General features: G+C 53.5%; 15 protein-coding genes. 10 read left to right on the forward strand and 5 right to left on the reverse strand.

All coding sequences use genetic code 11. The features are described 5' to 3' along the window. The first annotated feature begins 82 nt into the window (after positions 1-82). The 6 genes from ACZ5FM_RS25685 to ACZ5FM_RS25710 all read left to right on the forward strand — a co-directional run bounded on the left by ACZ5FM_RS25685 (position 83) and on the right by ACZ5FM_RS25710 (position 6,219). Positions 83-529 carry a response regulator gene (locus ACZ5FM_RS25685; RefSeq protein ID WP_312950292.1) on the forward strand — a complete coding sequence of 149 codons (447 nt, stop codon included), beginning with the start codon at positions 83-85 and terminating at the stop codon, positions 527-529. 179 nt (positions 530-708) lie between these two features. Continuing rightward, positions 709-1,368 carry an ABC transporter ATP-binding protein gene (locus ACZ5FM_RS25690; protein ID WP_312950506.1) on the forward strand — a complete coding sequence of 220 codons (660 nt, stop codon included), beginning with the start codon at positions 709-711 and terminating at the stop codon, positions 1,366-1,368. After that, the gene (locus tag ACZ5FM_RS25695; protein ID WP_312950290.1) at positions 1,365-3,773 is read left to right on the forward strand and encodes an ABC transporter permease; all 2,409 of its coding nucleotides are present in this window, start codon (positions 1,365-1,367) and stop codon (positions 3,771-3,773) included. The genes ACZ5FM_RS25690 and ACZ5FM_RS25695 overlap by 4 nt, the downstream gene beginning before the upstream one ends. Beyond that, positions 3,763-4,830, forward strand: a complete 1,068-nt coding sequence (locus ACZ5FM_RS25700) for a lipocalin-like domain-containing protein (RefSeq protein ID WP_312950288.1) — start codon at positions 3,763-3,765, stop codon at positions 4,828-4,830. The genes ACZ5FM_RS25695 and ACZ5FM_RS25700 overlap by 11 nt, the downstream gene beginning before the upstream one ends. A gap of 81 nt (positions 4,831-4,911) precedes the next feature. Continuing rightward, positions 4,912-5,154 carry a DUF2934 domain-containing protein gene (locus ACZ5FM_RS25705; protein ID WP_250984026.1) on the forward strand — a complete coding sequence of 81 codons (243 nt, stop codon included), beginning with the start codon at positions 4,912-4,914 and terminating at the stop codon, positions 5,152-5,154. 102 nt (positions 5,155-5,256) lie between these two features. Then, the gene (locus ACZ5FM_RS25710) at positions 5,257-6,219 is read left to right on the forward strand and encodes a YihY/virulence factor BrkB family protein (protein ID WP_312950284.1); all 963 of its coding nucleotides are present in this window, start codon (positions 5,257-5,259) and stop codon (positions 6,217-6,219) included. Between the two features lie 38 nt (positions 6,220-6,257). On the opposite strand, the gene ACZ5FM_RS25715 is transcribed toward ACZ5FM_RS25710, so the two are convergent. Beyond that, positions 6,258-6,869 carry a TetR/AcrR family transcriptional regulator gene (locus tag ACZ5FM_RS25715; protein ID WP_312950282.1) on the reverse strand — a complete coding sequence of 204 codons (612 nt, stop codon included), beginning with the start codon at positions 6,867-6,869 and terminating at the stop codon, positions 6,258-6,260. 86 nt (positions 6,870-6,955) lie between these two features. On the opposite strand from ACZ5FM_RS25715, the gene ACZ5FM_RS25720 reads away from it, so the two are divergent. Together ACZ5FM_RS25720 and ACZ5FM_RS25725 are read left to right on the forward strand one after the other, a co-directional pair. Further along, complete coding sequence (locus tag ACZ5FM_RS25720; protein WP_312950280.1) at positions 6,956-7,729, forward strand: SDR family oxidoreductase; 774 nt, start codon at positions 6,956-6,958, stop codon at positions 7,727-7,729. Between the two features lie 546 nt (positions 7,730-8,275). Continuing rightward, on the forward strand, positions 8,276-8,632 hold the full coding sequence (locus ACZ5FM_RS25725; protein WP_312950504.1) for a hypothetical protein: 357 nt from the start codon (positions 8,276-8,278) through the stop codon (positions 8,630-8,632). 739 nt (positions 8,633-9,371) lie between these two features. Here ACZ5FM_RS25725 and ACZ5FM_RS25730 read toward each other — a convergent pair. The 4 genes from ACZ5FM_RS25730 to ACZ5FM_RS25745 form a co-directional block, all read right to left on the reverse strand. Beyond that, a complete protein-coding gene (locus tag ACZ5FM_RS25730; RefSeq protein ID WP_275642626.1) occupies positions 9,372-10,208 on the reverse strand; it encodes a WecB/TagA/CpsF family glycosyltransferase in 837 nt (278 codons plus the stop codon). Positions 10,209-10,497: 289 nt separating this feature from the next. Further along, the gene (locus ACZ5FM_RS25735) at positions 10,498-11,694 is read right to left on the reverse strand and encodes a glycosyltransferase family 2 protein (protein WP_312950277.1); all 1,197 of its coding nucleotides are present in this window, start codon (positions 11,692-11,694) and stop codon (positions 10,498-10,500) included. Between the two features lie 138 nt (positions 11,695-11,832). Further along, the gene (locus ACZ5FM_RS25740) at positions 11,833-12,918 is read right to left on the reverse strand and encodes a polysaccharide deacetylase family protein (protein WP_312950274.1); all 1,086 of its coding nucleotides are present in this window, start codon (positions 12,916-12,918) and stop codon (positions 11,833-11,835) included. A gap of 50 nt (positions 12,919-12,968) precedes the next feature. Further along, on the reverse strand, positions 12,969-15,590 hold the full coding sequence (locus tag ACZ5FM_RS25745; protein WP_312950271.1) for a glycoside hydrolase family 9 protein: 2,622 nt from the start codon (positions 15,588-15,590) through the stop codon (positions 12,969-12,971). A gap of 374 nt (positions 15,591-15,964) precedes the next feature. Here ACZ5FM_RS25745 and ACZ5FM_RS25750 point away from each other — a divergent pair, with 374 nt between their 5' ends. After that, positions 15,965-17,116: an O-antigen ligase family protein gene (locus tag ACZ5FM_RS25750; RefSeq protein ID WP_250984018.1), complete on the forward strand. Its 1,152-nt coding sequence runs from the start codon at positions 15,965-15,967 to the stop codon at positions 17,114-17,116. Positions 17,117-17,360: 244 nt separating this feature from the next. After that, a complete protein-coding gene (locus tag ACZ5FM_RS25755; RefSeq protein ID WP_250984017.1) occupies positions 17,361-18,494 on the forward strand; it encodes a polysaccharide biosynthesis/export family protein in 1,134 nt (377 codons plus the stop codon). Positions 18,495-18,499: the final 5 nt, after the last annotated feature.

Raw genomic sequence — 18,499 nt, forward strand, 5'->3', positions numbered from 1 at the left:
AGTCCGAACCCACAGCCGTTAAGCCCTGAGCTATTTCAAACGGTTGGTGATTCTATAGCATTCCGGAAATTCGACGGATTTTATGTACGCTGGCATACCTTCCACCTATGCGCGTCAGAAACTGCTAAGCTGCGGTTTCTTGCAAGGAGAAGTTACACTGGTAACGCGTACATATGACACCGTTCTGGTGCTGGACGACCAGCCGCTCATCGCCCTTGAGGTCGAGGATTTGCTCACGAGCGCCGGTTTTTCAAACATTGTCACCTTTACCTCCTGTGCCGAAGCGCAAAATTGGCTTAACACCAACACACCACAGCTGGCGGTTATAGAGACACGTCTGCGTGACGGTGCATCGGACGAGGTCGCTGGAATCCTCTCATCCCGCAATGTCCCCATCATTGTGCATTCTGCTGATGATGCGCAGGTTGATACCGCTGCGGAAATTACTTGGGCGAGCCGTTTCTGGATCAACAAACCATGCTTGCCGGATGCCTTTTTGAAGGCCGTTCAGGATTGTCGCGTCGCCTAGCAGACGGTCCTGTATTCGTCATTCCCCGTCAAATCAACGCCATTTCCCTCCCATGTGGTGATCAATGGGTGGTATCGTTTGGCCTGTGGAATTAAAGATGACGCATGCCGCGTCGCAAACTGGCGACGTCGGCAACGACGCGCGGGTGGCTCCACCTGATATTCCTTAGTGAGACTGCCATGATCCTTTCGCTTTCTGATATCACCAAATCATACCCGTCAGCCGAAGGGCAAATCCCGGTCCTGAAAGGTGTGACGCTTGATCTGGCAAAAGGCGAGAGCCTTGCGCTGACGGGTGAATCCGGTAGTGGCAAAAGCACCCTTCTGCACCTGGCAGGCGGGTTGGACAAGCCAGATAGTGGCACTATCACTGTCAACGGGCGCGACATCACCAATCTCGATGATGCGGGTCGTGCAGGCTTTCGCAGGCGCGATGTCGGGGTCATCTTCCAGCAGTTCAATCTCATTCCAAGTCTGGATGTGAAAGCCAATATCTCGTTTCACGCCAAGCTCGCGGATCGTTTCGATCAGGCGTGGGAAACGCAACTCGTTGAAGAACTTGGCATTGGTCAGCTTGCTCAACGCTACCCCGAACAGCTTTCCGGCGGTCAACAGCAAAGGGTGGCGATCGGGCGGACACTGGCGGCCAGACCGTCGCTCATTCTTGCGGATGAACCCACCGGCAATCTGGACGAAGCCACAGCCGACATCGTGCTTAATATCATGCTGCGACTGACCAAATCGGCGGATATTGCCCTTCTTCTGGTCACGCATTCCAACAGACTGGCCGACAAGCTGGACCGCCGGATCACTCTGAGTGGCGGAAGGGTTGTCATATGAGGATGATTGCCTTCTGGGCGCTGCTGTCCCACTGGCGTTACAGACCACTGCAGTTGACCACACTCATTCTGGGTGTGGCGCTTGCGACGGCGCTGTGGTCTGGCGTCCAGGCAATCAATGCGGAGGCGAGGGCAAGCTACGGACGTGCTGCTGCCGTCTTCGACCAGAATGCTCTCGATCAATTGGTACCGCGAAACGGAAGCACTATCGCCACCGAGACATATGCAAAATTACGCCGCTCGGGCTGGTCCGTTTCACCGGTTATCGAGGGTGACTACAGGTTTGGTCAGACGCGCATCCGGCTGATTGGCATCGATCCACTGAGCATGCCCTCGCAAGCACAGATTACCCCAGTGTCTAGTGCAGCGGGTCTCACCGAATTTGTCCGTTCGCCTGGTCAGTTGATCGTGTCGGCTGCGACTGCCGCACGCCTGACCGATACCGCCGGTCTATCGGTAAAAATAGAGGCGGATCTTCCTGATGGCGCAGCTTTTGTTGACATTAGTGTTGCCGACCGGCTGCTGAACCGCAATGGCGAACTGAGCAGGATCGTGATCTCGCCTGACCAGAAAGCAGGGCTTGAAGCCATCACAACCATAGCGCCGGAGCTGATGGTGCGCGATGCCGGCGGGCGACCTGATGTTGCCCAGCTGACCGACAGTTTTCATCTTAATCTGACAGCCTTCGGTTTTCTGGCATTCGTAGTCGGCCTTTTCATCGTCTATTCGGCGACAGGCCTGTCTTTTGAGCAACGCCGCGCGACCTTTAGAACATTGCGGTCGCTTGGAGTATCGCTGCGCTCGCTCACGACAATGCTTGCCATCGAAACCATTGCCTTTGCCATTCTCGCAGGTGTGCTGGGCGTCGTGCTGGGTTACCTCGTAGCATCTGCTCTCCTGCCTGGTGTCGCGGCGACATTGAGCGGTCTCTACGGGGCAAGTGTCGCAGGTGGACTTTCGATCAGACCGCAATGGTGGCTGGCAGGGCTGGCCATGGCGTTGGCTGGCACAGCCTTGTCGTCGGTGCAACATCTGCTGCATGTCTGGAAAATGCCGATACTAGCGGCTGCCCAACAAAGAGCCTGGGCGCGCGTGTCGACCAAAAGGCTGATGGTTCAGTCAGGCATTGGCGTTGCCTTGCTGTTTGTCTCTGCGATTATCGCAGTCGCCGGCGAGGGACTTTACTCCGGTTTTGCCGTGCTTGGGGCGCTGCTGCTTGGTGCAGCGCTTATTTTGCCAGCCCTGTTGGCACTGGTGATGGCTGCTGGACAATACATGTCCCGACAGGTTCTCATGCAGTGGTTCTGGGCTGACACGCGCCAGCAATTGCCCGGCCTTTCCCTGGCACTGATGGCGCTGCTTCTGGCGCTTTCTGCCAATGTTGGTGTCGGAACAATGGTGTCCAGTTTTCGGCAGACCTTCTTGGGCTGGCTGGATCAGCGTCTTGCCGCGGAGGTGTATGTTACGGCGCGCAATGAGGCGGAAGCCGAGAGGCTGCGTGGCTGGCTGCCCGGACATGTCACGGCGATTCTGCCGATCTGGAGCACGGAAGGTGAGGTGCTTGGCAGACACATACAGATTTCAGGTGTTGCAGATGATGCCACCTACCGCGACCACTGGCCCTTGATTGCTCGCTCCACCTCGACCTGGGACGAGATTGCCAAAGGACAAGGCGCGCTTGTCAATGAGCAGCTTTGGCGAACCGGCAAGGCAAACCTTGGTGAACGGATTAACCTGCCCGGTGGTTGGTCGGCAGAGATTGTTGGCGTGTTCTCTGACTACGGCAATCCAAGTGGCCAGGTCATGATCGGGCTCGATGCACTTGTCCGGCATTATCCCGATGTGGCGAAACTTCGGTATGGTTTGCGTATGAAACCGCAACAGGTGCCGGAATTCAGAAAAAAGCTGTCAGAAGAGTTTGGCCTGCCAGAGAGCAACGTCATCGATCAGGCCGCCCTGAAACGGCAGTCGACGGCGATCTTTGAGCAGACATTTGCGGTAACCGGCGCGCTTAACATTCTCACGCTTGCGGTCGCCGGATTTGCAATGTTTTCCAGTCTGCTGACATTGTCAGCACTTCGACTGCCGCAGCTTGCTCCCGTATGGGCGATGGGGCTTCGCCGCCGTGATCTCGCGCTGCTCGAAATCGTCCGAACGATCGCCTTGTGGCTGGCTACCTTTGTCGCAGCGGTTCCCGTCGGACTGGCGCTTGCATGGGTTTTGCTTGCAATCGTCAATGTCGAAGCTTTTGGCTGGCGGTTGCCCCTGATCCTGTTTCCATTCGACTGGCTGAAGCTTGGCGTTGTTGCGCTGCTGGCGGCTTTGATTTCGGTTCTGATCCCGGTGCGACGACTGGCCACAACTGATCCTGCCGATCTGCTGAGGGTGTTTGCCAATGAACGTTAGAGCGGCGTTTTTTATCGTCTTCGCCTTGATCACGGCTGCACCGGCTGCCGCTGTTGCGCAGGGTTTCGCTGGGCTCGGTTCAAATGCCGAGGGGTTTACCGTGCCGCAAAAAGGCGTGGCGTTGCAGTTTCCACGTGATCACGCTGCGCATCCCGATTTCAGGATCGAATGGTGGTATGTCACGGCCAATCTGGAGACGGTTGATGGTCGTCCGCTGGGTGCTCAATGGACATTATTCCGTTCGGCACTTGCCCCGCAAGAACGGGCAGGCTGGTCCGACCCGCAAATATGGATTGGTCACGCGGCCCTTACGACCGCAACCAGCCATCATGTCGCCGAAAAATTTGGCCGAGGTGGTGTGGGGCAGGCGGGAGTAGCAGCTGAGCCATTTGCTGCGTGGATTGATGATTGGCAGATGAAGAGTGTCGTTACGGCCGAGCAGGACGGTCTAGATGGCGTATCACTCAAGGCCAGTGGCAAGGATTTTTCCTATGATCTGACCCTGAAAGCACAGGGGCCGCTGACACTGCAGGGCGACCACGGGTATTCGGTAAAATCACTGGCTGGGCAGGCAAGCTATTATTATTCGCAGCCGTTCTACGCCGTCACCGGTCGGGTGGAGCTTGACGGGCAATCTGTCGAAGTGAAGGGAAAGGCCTGGCTTGACCGTGAATGGTCATCGCAGCCGCTTGCTGCCGACCAGACCGGATGGGACTGGTTTTCACTGCATCTGGATAGCGGGGAAAAAGTCATGGCTTTCAGGCTGCGTGACAGCGGTGAAGGTTACACATCCGCAAACTGGATCAGCGCTGATGGCACGCCGTCGCCGCTCGCTTCCGGCGATGTGTCTTTTGAACCGCTTAGATCTGCGGATGTCAACGGCAAGTCGATCCCCGTGGAGTGGCGGGTACGAATTCCAAGTCGCGGTCTAGACATCACAACGAAGGCACTCAACGATCAGGCATGGATGGCGACATCCACGCCTTATTGGGAAGGTCCGATCACGTTTGAAGGCAGTGTGTCGGGTCGCGGATATCTTGAAATGACAGGATATTAAGCGTCTTGCATTTTTCTCTTCTGGAATACGGAACAACTCGGTTTCGACGGGGTTGGACGTAACAATAAGGGAGGAAGTGTCATGACCGACAGGGAAGAAAAAATCCGCCAACTGGCCTATAAAATCTGGGAGGAAGAGGGCCGCAAAAGCGGTTTTCACAACGATCATTGGCTGCGTGCTGAAAAAGAGCATCAAATGACCGACCAGCAGGCCGAACAGGCGACCAAAGCCAATCAACACGCCGATGAGGAATTTGCCAAGGACAACAGCGGCAAAAAATCTGCGGTGGACATTCGCCCACCGTCGATTTCCAGCCCGGATTAATGCAGGGACGTGCGCCATCAATGGGGGCGGTGGCGCTGATGTGGAGCGCATCCGAGGCGTTGGTGTGGATGAGAAACATGTGAATGATGGATAGGCAGATATTTGGAACGTGATCTCGACAAGGCGATAGGACGGGATGCAGATGCGCCCAACGAAATCCCTGCAAAGGGTATGCGCGATGTGTTCTGGCGTATCGTCAAAGCGCTTATGGTTGATCGGGTCACGTTGATCGCAGCTGGCGTTACCTATTTCCTGCTTCTATCGCTGTTTCCTGCCCTCGGTGCACTGGTGGCCCTTTACGGCTTTATCGCTGATCCGGTGACGATCGTCGATCATATCAGCTTTCTGGCGCGGATCCTGCCGCCTGGGTCCTTTGACATCGTGCTTGGCCAGTTGCATGCGCTTGCCCAGCAAAAGAGTTCAACGCTGAGCATCGCTTTCGTCAGCGGTCTCATCATTGCACTGTGGAGTGCCAATAGTGGCATGAAAGCGCTGTTCGAAGCGATGAATGTCGCCTATCAGGAAAGCGAGAAGCGTAATTTTTTTCGCCTCAACCTGCTATCCCTGACATTTACTTTTGGTGCCCTAATCGTCGTTATCGTGATCATTGCGGCGATTGGCGTTCTGCCGGCGGCTCTTACCTATCTGTGGCTTGACCGGTGGCAGGAAATGCTTGCCCGGTTCGTGCGCTGGCCGTTCCTTATCCTGTTCGTCGGCTTCGGAATTACCGTAGTTTACCGGTTCGGCCCCAGCCGTGAGCAAGCCAAGCTAAGGTGGATCAACTGGGGGGTCTTGTTTAGTACATCTCTATGGTTCGTCGCATCGCTGCTTTTCTCCTATTACCTTGAAAATTTTGCGAATTATAATGCGACATATGGAACACTGGGCGCCCTGATAGGTCTGATGGTGTGGGTGTGGATTTCCGTCATCATCCTGATCGTCGGTGCCCAGATAAACGCAGAGCTGGAACACCAGACGGCGCGCGACACGACGACCGGCTCGCCCAAACCCATGGGCCAGCGCGGTGCCTTTGTTGCCGATACGCTGGGCGAAACACTCGAATGACAACGCGCTCTTCGCGCAAAGGGTGGCTTTGGCGAATGTCAGCGCTTGCCGGGCCATGCATTCAGGGCGATATCGACCAGTGCCTTCAATCTTATCGTACATGCGCCGTCGCAGGCTTGAGCGGACATGCCCTGCATGACAGCACCGTAGAAACGGGCCAGTGTGTCTGTATCCGTTCCCTCAGGTAGTTCACCTTCGCTAACTGCGCGGTCAAATCTGCTCTTCAGAACCTGTATCGAGGCTTCGCGCAGTGCTGCCGTTGTCCGGGCCACTGAGGCGTTTTCTTCCGAGTGCTGCAAAACGGCCGTTGAGACGATACAGCCCCGCGGCTTGTCTGGCTGGGTGTCTCCTTCGGCGATGTCATAAAGGAATAATTTGAGCGTTTCATAAACGGGACTTTTTGCGTCAAGCAGTTGTAGGCGTTGGCTGTTTTGCTGGCTGATGCTGTGGTTGAGCGCCATGCGGAATAGTTCTTCTTTGGAGCCGAAGGTTGCATAGAGCGATGGCGGTGTGATGCCCATGGCGGCGGTGAGATCGGCAATCGATGTGCCCTCGTAGCCACGCTCCCAGAACAGATTGGCTGCAACCTCAAGTCCAGTTTCCCGATTGAGCACGCGCGGTCTGCCGCGTTTCCGCACCGTTTCAGACATTATTATATCGATCCCTATAAAAATATTGACATGCATTCAGCAGTTTTATTATATCGTTCGCTAGTTAAATCGCAACGGAGTGATTTATGTTCAAGAAACTATCCAATAAGACCGCCCTGATTACAGGAAGTTCCCGTGGCATCGGCCGGGCTGCCGCTCTGGCATTTACCAGGCAAGGTGCGGGTCTTATCGCTGTCCACTATGCTGCCAATGCAGATGCCGCACGGGCAACTGTCCGCGAAATTGAATCGCTGGGCGCAAAAGCGGTGGCCATCGGCGCCGATCTGCGCAAGGGCAAACAAGCGACAGACAGCCTGTGGCAGCAGTTCAAGGAGGCTGCGATCGCGTTTTCTGGTAAACCGGCGCTTGATATTCTCGTCAATAATGCCGGGATTGCAACGGCAACATCGATAGGTGACACGACCGAAGCTGCATTCGATGAGTTGATGACCATCAACTTCAAAGCGCCCTTCTTCCTGATACAGGCTGCGGCTGATGATATCAGCGACAATGGGCGTATCATCAATGTTTCGACCGGTTTTGCGCGTGTTGCAGCACCAACCCACCCTGCCTATGCGGCATCAAAAGGTGCTCTCGAAACGCTTACTCTTGCTCTTGCGCCGGAATTCGGCAAGCGCGGAATTACCGTCAATGTGGTCAGACCCGGCGTGACTGAGACAGACATGAATGCCGAATGGCTGGCAATGCCGGAGGCACGTGCAGGCGCCGAGGCGATGTCGGTCTTCAACCGTCTGGGACGTGCCGATGACATTGCGGATGTCATCACGTTTCTTGCGTCGGAAGAGGCCCGCTGGACGACAGGACAGATGATTGACGCAACAGGTGGCGCACGATTGTGATCCTCGTCGCGGCGTGGGCAAACTTTGCCCACGCATACGCCCAAGTCTGCATAACGTCGAACGATGATCGAGCCTCACGTGGTTGGCAGAACATTTGGTTAGCCGTGACGTTCGGCACCGCATTGCATTGCTTGGTTGCACGACCGCTTTGCAACAACAAAAAATGCTTGTGGTCATGCGTCGGCCTATTGCCAAGGCAATAAGCACGGATGGCCGTCTTGTTATCCGCGAACTGCCCTTCGCATCGCCACCTGCCTGCGCTGGCATAAAAGACTGGACTCGCAACCCGCACACCGCTGGTTGCGTGACACCATCGCCGCCGCAGTAACTGGGGATTAACGGCACTTTCACGTGGCATGCGTTGGTCGAACCGCCTGAGAAGTCGCCGCGTAATACATGTGACCGTCGTCCAGAACGGTTATTTCCAGCGGAAACAGATCGCGACTTTTTGTCCGCAAAACAACGATAAATCGCCGTTGCTTACCGTTTCAAACGCGCTACATTCATGGTGTGGAGTAAGCTTGGAGGAGCAGTTTCATGAAACGAATGTGGCCGGAAGAATACAATTCCTTGTTACAGGGTGCTGAGGAGGTGACGCTTGATGTCACAGGAGATGCCTCAGATGACCTGACCTCTCACCCGGAAGCTCTTCGTAAGGCTTTAAAAGTTCGAATGCTGCAACAGGATTATGAGCGCATCTGGCCTCTTGCAGAGGCGCGTTATCGTCTCGACGGCAAGTCGGCAGGAAAGGCAATTACGCTCATCGCGAACAACCCGCATTATCAGCGTTGGCATCCAGCCGATGGCGGCACCGTTGAAGAAAAATCAGAAAGTGGAAATGTGCGCCAGTCCAAATACGTCATCGTGCATTTTCTGCTTGATGACGTGAGCGTTGCCGCCTGATAAGCGGATTTGATTTCCAGCAGCGTCGTCTAACAGGCGGTGCCGTTTACCACTCATCCCGATCTGATTGTTTAACTGCTATCAACTGGTCAGATCGGGGTTTTACTGTGTGCGTCGAGCACACAATGCCCTTAACCAGATCGAGCAACGCCAGTTAGATCCGCGCGCGCCGCTTCATCCAATCCACCTGCGATCATCAGGCGTTGGTGGCATCTGGATGCTTGCCGGCGATCTCTGGCGAAGCCTCTTGCCTATCTCCAGCCCCCCTAAAAAAGGGGAGGCTCTCCACTGAAAAAGCAAAAATTTCGCAATGAAAAAGCCACAGTGCGTAATTACCAAGCTTCGCGAAAGGCACGGCTGGTATTTCTAACAGATGCCGAATCGTGCTTTAGCTACTTTGGCTAGGTGAGTACTTGACGCGGGGGCGTTGTCATTCTGGCTGTGACGGGAAGGTATTGGTATGACGATAGCTGGGATCCTGTATTTGATGATCGCATCTATTTTTGCCATCGCAAACTCAGTTGAATCTGCACGGCGAAAACTGCCCTGGGGCAGGTATGTTGTGGGGCTGCTTCTGTGCCTGGTTTGGCCAGTTCCGTTTGTTGTTGTCGCCGCTCAGTTGATCCATCGCGCGAGCGTGCGACGCTTCGAGGACCAACGGCTTTTCTCGATGATAAAACGGCAGCCATAATAGCGGCGCTGAGGCGTCTCGGCCTTCGCGTTCAGGAAATGATCGCTTTCAAGCGGTCTTGTGCTTTTCAAGCTGTTTTTCGACGATATTCTTTTCCGATCTTGCCCGCTGCCGGGATTTTGAGCGCATCATGGCTTCCGCGGCAAACATCCGAACAAGCGGCGGGACCGCATAGACATAGCGGCGCCAGAGCCTGCGGGGATCGGACATCAGCCGATAGAGCCATTCAAACCCGAATTTCTGCATGACGAATGGCGCCCTTGTCTGAAGGTTTGTGATGAATTCCAAAGATGCTCCACAACAGATGCAAACGCCGGTTGAGCCTGCTGTGTGTGATATTTCGTAAGCGATCAGCTCAGACTGTGGTGAGCCAACAGCAATGAATATGAAGTTTGGCTTGTCCCGGGCGGCAAATTCTGCACAGGCGCGCATCGCCTCTTCATTGGTGATCACATTACGTGGCGGCACGTGGTAGGTAATGTGGACGTCCGGGAACCGTTCAATCATGCGCTGTGCGACCTCCTCGTAAGGAGCGATCAAAGTAACGCGGTCCCCTGGCTGAATTACCTCATGAAAAAGACATGCCGTCAGATCTGAGCCGGTAACGAGCGGCAACGGAAAAGACAGGGATTTCGCCATCCAGGAAATAGGCTTGCTATCGCATAGAGAAAGCCAGGACTGTTCGTAAATGTTCTGCAGGATGTTATCGCCGCGTAATCTAACGGCATGATCGACGTTCGGAGTAACGATGTAAAAAAAACCGTCGGTGTGTTTGACGCCCTCAATTGCGGCAATAACCTCATGAAACCGTAAAGTGTTGTACGGAACATCCAGAAACCGTTGTTTGACTTCCCACGCGTCGGCATTGATCGACACATTTTCCATCGTCGTTCCCCCCGAAAAAAATTATGCGTTTTGTAATTTTATATTTAGTTAAGCAATTATTAATAATGCAGTATTGTTGTGAAGCGAGTCAATACAATTTCCTTGTGAAAGAAATTGTTTGTCGTCTGGAATTTCTTATTTGAGATGCATGATGCTATCTCATCGCTACTCGGAGAGAGGGGAGGCTGCTAAATAATAAATTTATCGACGTCTTTTGATGTACTTAGTATTACTAATGATAATTACGTTTGTCGTCGAACCGCGCGTGTAGTTAGTAAGCATGACTATATTAAAAAGGTTCGCTGCCGTTGGAACGGTCTGTTCTGATCCAGCTTTTGTTCTGCCGACCACCAATTATGGTAAGATAGAGAGGTATTTTACTGAAGACGTAGGGCAGGACCTGGATAAGGTCTTTAGGCGGTAAAGCTGTCATTCCGTACTTTAGCCACGCCAAACTTGTTGTTCCGAGCAGCCACATAAGTGCAAGCATTGTCACTGTGAATGGGCCAGCGGGCATATCGAATGAAATGATCAGGCCGATTTCAGTCATGCCGACAATGACCAAGCTCAAAAGAAGCAGGCTCAAAGGTGGGATAAGTAGATCCAGCATCCAAAGCGCCAGTTTCGGCTCTTTGAGGATTTGAGCCTTGGGCAAAGCGCGAAACGCTTCTGAGATGGTCGCAATATGCCCACTTTCCCAACGTTGCCGTTGGGTTGCCGCTCCAGTCTTGGATTGCGGAAAAAAGCTATAGATATATGATGTCTCGCAGAGTGTCGGTGGCTTTCCGACCAGCGTGAGATCAAGTCCCAGCTTCATATCTTCAACGAGGTTTCCGCTCGCGACGTTCACACCGCGAATAAGGGCCCATGGGAACGCCATGGCGGTCCCGGTGAGCTGGCATCCGACGCCCATGCGCGCCAGCCCCTTTGGCCGTACTTTGTTTTTGATCAGAAAAGCAAACTCGGCAACTTTGGTCCCGATGCTCGCACCGGTCGGCGCAAGCATCAGATTGACGGCCTGAACTGCTCCACTCTGGGCATTTGATGCCCTGACGAGCGCGTCGAGCCCACCCGCCTCGATTATGCAGTCCGCATCAATAAAAACCACGAAGGGTAGTGGATTTTGCGCAATGGCCTGCAATCCCGCATCCAGTGCATAACCCTTGCCACGAAGCTTAAGATCAGTTCGCTCCAGCACCTCGGCGCCAGCGGCTCTTGCTATTTCAGCCGTGGCATCAGTGCAATTGTCGGCGACAACCAAAAGCCGGTCGAATGGGCGCATTTGCGAAGTTACGCTGACCACCGTTCTTGCAATTCCCTCTTCTTCATCATGGGCTGGAATAATGATGACGGCTGGGAGGCGTTCGGCAGGAGTTGGTGCAACTTGCCGTCTCAGGAAAGACATGGAAACTTCTATTCCATATAGAGCCGTGGGGATCGCAGTACATATAGAGAAAAGCCAAAGCACCGGTGAAATCATGCTCATAAACTTCGGCCTCAACCCAAGCGCCTAATGGTGATATGTTATTCAGTATGTAAAATAATTCCGAGCCGCAAGCAGTATTATCTCTCTGAAATATTTAAGGTGTTCATAATTACACCTACTGTTGCCAACAAGATCCAGTCATCGACTGTTGGCGAAGGTTCCCAATACCCGGAACGGCAATCCCGATGCGAGTGCGGCCACATATCTGCGGCGTTGCCAGCGACCATCGATGTTGACTCTCGGAAGTTGCAATGCCGACATTACGTCCTCATTGCAAACTGGCGCCTGCACTGTGGTAACCGCCAATTTAAAACCTGACGTACCTGCGGCCGTAAACTCTCTTGGTCCTGCCTCAGCACGATGACCGTAGGGAAATGCGAAAGTACAGATTTCCTGAGACAATAAAGTTTCCAGGTAATGGCGCGATGATGTTAGTTCTTCTGTCAGTTCATCGTGGTTCAACCTGGCCATTGCCCGATGACTGACGGAGTGCGCGCCGATCGTAGCCAGTGGGTGGCGAGAAAGTGCTACGAGTTCGGCCTCATCGAGGATCGTCTCGTCAACGGGCTTCATAGGATCAATACCGCAATCTGATGCAGCCTGATTGAGCCGGTCGATGGCTTTTGCTTCATCAGAGTTCATAATGAAACGAGACAGGCGTTGATATGCGGCTTCTCTGGCGTCTGGCGATGCCAAACTTACCTGCTCGCGGCCGTCACCGAAATCGAACTGCAAAGAATGCCCTTGTTGCGTGAGTTCAAAGGCCGTTTCCCACCACATGCTGTGGGTCCGTTGAATGAAGCCTGAGCATGCAAATATTGTAAAGGGAACCTGATGTCGGGCAAACACTGGAAGCGCGTATGTCACGTTGTCGCGATATCCATCGTCCAATGTGAACACCGCGAATGGTTGGGCTGAGGGATCTTTCGCTGCCGTTTCAAGCTCCTCAAGCCGTATAAATCGGTATCCCAAATCGCGGAGTGTGCTGATCACCAGATCAAGAAAATCAGGCGTGATTTCCAGGTTTTTCTGCGATGGATTGCTGCCGGGCTGGCTTGGTCGGACATGGTGCAGCGTAAAAATGACTCCGTGCGTTGTTGATTTTTTGTATAGGCCACTGGCTGTCCATAAAGAGGAGGCTTCAAGGATCGCTGTCTTTATTAGCGCCTTTAGCTTGATGGAGGCGGCAGAATCTTGAAGCTTGGTTTTTACGAAGTGTGTCATCCGTTTATTCTACAATCCCAAGCTATGTTGAATTCCAGTGGGTGACCGTCCTAAATTGCATCCAGAAACAGCGCTATGAATGTCACCGGACCGATGGTTTGATCGACAGTGTATTCCTGCTGAATAACGATGGCTGGATGTTCGATCAGGTATTCGAAGAAGGGCAGGGCAAAGCGATCTGGCTCGACCTTGCGCTGCGCAACCGCGTCGGGGCGTCCCACTTCTGCCAGAGGCGACCATGAGGGCCCAAAAACCCAGCCATATGCAGAGGCGTTTTGTGGCGCCCAGCCATAGATGGTTATCCCAGGTGGCGGCGCCACGCCCATGGCGCGATGATCTTCGTGCAAAGGATGCTCGATCTGTCTAGGGCCGATCCCGGTCGTAAAGCTGATACCAAGCTGGTTTGCGCCGTGCAGGCCATGCATGGTTTGCTGCAACAGGCGAATGATCTGGACATCACCGCTGATCTGATAGGCGCGGAACAGGAGCAGGGTTTGACCGAAATCGGGCGGGCCGCCTTGTCCCCAGCCTGCTGGCGCATAAGGATGTTTCATGCTTGGATAGGCCAGTGACGATTGCACAGAAAGAAGCGTGCCGGCCTCGCGGACAAAGGCTTTTTCAATCTGGTCACGCAATGTTGGGTCGGCATGACCGCTTTGGTGATAGTCCCAGGCGCCATCGCCTTTCTGGAAATAAACGTCTCCCTCTTTTTTCCACGCGGTTTCGACCAAGGTGGCGAAGGATGGATTGTTGTCGAGCCTGAACAGCGAAGCCGCTGCCGCAATGCGCGGTCCTTCTGCATCTTTCTGCAACGCGGCCTTGCGGTCTTCCCACGATATGGCAGAAAACGTGCCGGCCTTCGTTCCTGCCTCGATCGATCTGGCGTAGAATTCGTCCGGGTTCTCGAAGCCTCGTTCTGCGGCATCCCAGGCTTTCAGCGCGCTCTGGCGATAGGTTTCCGACAGGTCTTGCTGACCGGCTTCTCGCAGCAAGCGGGCAAGTCGCGCAGCAGATGCCGCATATCTGTAAGTAGAGATATGGTCCGGCGCATAGGTGAATATCTTCAGATGCTCCAGAAAGCTCGTCGAACCGGATAATGGATGCCCGGTACTTTCAATGCCGCCGCGTACACTTCCGTCCGGCAGTTGAAGGCGTCGGTAAAAATCAATGTTCCAGACCGCTTCGTGTAGAAGGTCTGGTGCGCCGTCGAGGCTCTCGTAACCCGGCAAAAGTTCACTGGATTTTGGAATCCCGAGCAGTTCTGCGCGTTTGTTCGCGGGAAGAAACTCGTCAAGTTCAAGGAATGCCTCTGAAACCGAAAGATGCTGAATGCGCCTGTCCCAGTCTCCTGCATCCATGTAACCGCCCCAATAGTCATCGGGCGCAACATTGGTCGTAACCCAGGAGGCATTTGAACCCTCCTCAAACGGCACAAAACCGTTGTACCAGTTCGGCGTCCAGACAAGTGGCAGGTTACTTTCGAGTATCTGCAGTTTTGGGCCGGGGCGGAAAGCCTCCGGACGTTCAAACCCAAAACGGTTATCGAGCGGGATGCCGCTGCGATGATTGTAAAGCCCAGCCATGCCATTGCGGGCCAACGCCATCCAGCGGTCGTCAGCAATCTCGAATGTGTCACTCACACCAATGCCAGGCAGTCGCAGGCGGTATTTGCCCGGATTGTGCCATGCGGAATAATCCAGCTCAAACACGTACGTTCCGGCGCGGTTCGATTTATAGGTCAGTGAGACATTTGCTCCGGGTTCGATCACATCAGGCAGCGGTTCGCTGACATCGCTTAAAGTGAAGCCGTCGGCGTCAGTGCTTGCAATTGTTGCAAACACGGCTTTTGCATCCTGTTCGCCACGCAGTCGCTGAAGCGCGACGCGTTGCCCGGTCTGCAGTTCGTGGCCCGGCGCCATAATGTAGGGTTCTGCTCCCGGACGAATGGCCGTAACCGGAAAGGGTACGCCTTCTGCGTAATCGATGAGTGGCTGAGGAAGCCCGTTTGACGGCTCGGGATCGTCGGGCTGGCTGCGAAGACTGACCGGAGCCGTGAAAACCTCTAGGCCGGTCTCATCAATGAGCGAGAAAGTATCGATGCCGTATTTGCGGAAGTCCACTGCGCCGTGCTTTGGTCCTTCCGGCAGCCACAATGCCAGATAGGCAATTTTGGAAGGGTCTTCCGGCCTGTGTCCTACAAAGGTGGAACGCAAAGCAATTGCGCGTGTCTGGAGCGTGTCGAAGACAAAATCCGTTGGTGGAAATACACCCTCGGGCCACGTTATCGTATGTTTTCCTTCGCTGAGTGGCTGATCCAGTTTGAGATAAAATGTGTGTTTGAACGAGGCGCCTGTTTCGGTTGCGCCGCTGTCGCCGCGATAAAAACCAGAACTGTAGGGCACGGATTTGCGGTAGACCGCCACAACGCGTGCTGCGCCGTCCAGCTGATAATTGCTTTGCTTCAGAAACTTCGCGCGATCAAGAAATTGGTCGGGTGGGGTGTCGGAGATGCGCAGATGTCGACGATCTGGCCCGATAACCATGCCCCATTCGTCTTTGTAAGAAATCCAGGAGCCGACGGATGCAGATGCAGGCGCATCAAGTTCAATGATACGGCCAACACGAAAATCCATGTCTCGAATTTCGACTGCAATGATATCCGGAGCAGCCATGGTAATTTCGTGAATACGAATTCCGCTGCTCGCCAATGCTTTAGATGAAGCAGAAAAAGGTGCTGTTACAATGCACGTTAAGAAAATTATCAAATAAAATAATCTCACGGCACCAAAGACCTTTCATGTCGCAAGCTATGTGTTAATTGTATTGACCGATAGCAACATTGTTAATCGTCAGAGATACAGTTTTGAAGTTTGCATTTGCCGCTCTTCTGTTACTCAGCATTTTTCCAATAAGTTTATTGGTGCGACGATACGCTTTTGTGTCAAGAATATTCTGGATATCATTCGGAAGTTTTCCATTTTACCTGACTGCGGTACCTCTTCTGGATATTGGCATAGTATCCTGGGAGGAGTGGAGCGGTTTTGTCATGGGAATGGAAGTTTCCATTCTCGATTTCATGGCCCTCATAGCTTTGCTGATCTTGCCAACGCAGCATTCGCCCAAAGCTTATTATGTGCCGATGCTTATCTATATATTTGTTCTGATGCTTTCGGTCACGCAGGCGCCTGAGCCAATGGCTGCATTTTTCGGCGTCTGGCAATATCTCAGGATGTTCCTGATCGTCGTTGTTGTTGCCAGGGCCAGCGCCTACGAGGAAGTTCCGTCGCTGATTTACAAAGGTATGATGATCGGGATTGTCGGCCAGTTCATCGCAGTTGTCTGGCAGCGTTTCGGGTTGGGCCTTCCACAGAATACCGGGCTTTTTGTGCATCAGAACACTTTGGGCATGTCGGTGCACTTCGTGCTTTTCCCGCACCTTGTCATGCTGTTGTCGGGCCGCAAGAACCTGCTCTATCTGGTTGGGTCGGTGCTCGTCATGTTGACGATATTGATCTTCACCGCGTCGCGCGCCTCGTTGGGAATGGCCGGTTTTGGAATTGCCCTGACGTTCGCGCTAATGGCGCTTATCGGACTGACCAGACGCAAGATCGCCGTCGTCGGTGGTGCGGTTCTGGTGGCAGTCATGCTGCTGCCGGTCGCTGTGTCGACATTCGAAAAACGCTTTGAAGCAAGTCCGCTCCATGAAGACGCCTATGACGAGCGTGCGGCCTTTAATCAGGCGGCTCTTTTCATGCTTCACGATTTCCCGATGGGGGTTGGCGCAAACCATTACGTCTATGCAGCCCAATCCATGGGCTACTCCGACCGTGCTGGCGTGGACCCATCTGAAGGAAACCGGCGCGCCATCGTGCACAACGCCTACATGTTGGCCGGTGCCGAGACCGGCTACCTTGGTATGGTTGCTTTTTGTCTGATGGTGTTCACGCCGATGCTACTTGCATTTGTAGCCGGCTTTCGAAATCACGACAAAACAGAAGGCCAGATTCTGCTGGGGTGCGCGATCGCGATGTTCGTCGCCTACGTCCACTCTGGATTCGAATGGATCATATTCACCAAGGAAATCCAGTATTTGCTGGCAATGACATTTGGCTTGGTGATTGGTGTGGCAACACGTCAACGCGCGCGCCAAAGCGAATATTTCAATATTGACACGTCGAATTATCAATACTTTCGTTGATTTTCTGATTCGTTTTGTATTTACTCAACAAACATGCGTAATACATTATGTATTAATTCTCATGGTCTGAAGATTCTACCGAAATTCCGCGTACGAGATTACATAAAAATATGTGCTAACAGGAGTTCGAATGTGTAATTGTGTAAAATTCGAACATGCAATCTTATTTTTTCGAACACCCGCGAATACATTAAAATTTATATTATCTTGGCTGGTGGTATATTTTCTGTCGTTAGCGCCGTCCATGGCAGCGGAATACAAGCTCGATGTTCAGGACAAGTTGCGTGTTTACGTAGCGGAATGGCCTATACTCAATGTTGAACTGTCGGTTGGCGCAAACGGCAGTGTAGCGCTGCCACTGATCGGTGAAGTCCAGGCGCGTGGCCTAGAGCCAGCACAGCTGGCAGCTGCAGTTGCGGAAAAACTGAAGCTGAAAGCAAATCAGCGCCAACTTCCAGACGTTTCCATTGATGTGGTTGGTTACAGACCATTTTATATTCTGGGATCGGTCACATCCCCCGGCGAATATGCATTCAGGCCCGAAATGCTGGTGTTGAATGCCATGAGCATCGCAGGTGGAGCTTATCGCGCTGTTGGCTATTCAGAGTGGGATCTTGCACGCACCTCGATCAACGGGGTTGGAGAGCTGAATGTTGCTGAATTGAGAAAAGCTACGCTGCTGGCCGAACAGGTTCGATACGAAGCTGAAGTCGGCGAACGTGGTTTTCCTCCAACGCCCCCTGATGCAGCGCCATCCTATGCGCGCGCCTTGGATGAACAACGAGAGTTATTCACAGCCAATAACAACAGCTACGAAAACCAGGCCAAAACCCTGGGCGCGATGGTCGAGTTGCATAAAACGGAAATAGCATCGATTGCGATGCAGCTTGAAACTGTCTCGAGCAAGCTTGCCGAGTATCAGGTCGAAGTCGAAAAAGCGACCAGACTAGAGAATTCCGGCCTGGCTACGAACCGTCGCTTGCCGTTGCAGCGGGATCTGTTCGATATTCAGCGAGAACAGCGCCTATTAGAGTTCGAAAAAGTCAGAGCCGAGCGCGCTGTGCAGGAAGCATTGCTGCGCATTGAGACGCTGGGCAGCACCCGTAAAACGGCGGCTCAGGAAGGTCTTCAGCGGGCAAGATCGATGATGCGTGAGATTGATGAACAGCTCACTTCATTGAGCCAATTGGTAACCGGTGCGGCGCTGCAGACGGAGCAATTCAAGACAGCAAGACAGCGGGAAGAGCTGCCGCGCTTGCAGTTTACAATCATAAGGGGCCGGGATGCGCAGATGCAACAAATCTCGGCGACCGAGGTTACTCCAATCCTGCCTGGAGACATAATCAAGGTGGAGCTTTCAGGTAATAAATCGATGTAGGGGAA

Source organism: Agrobacterium sp. 5Ca50 (assembly GCF_055381905.1).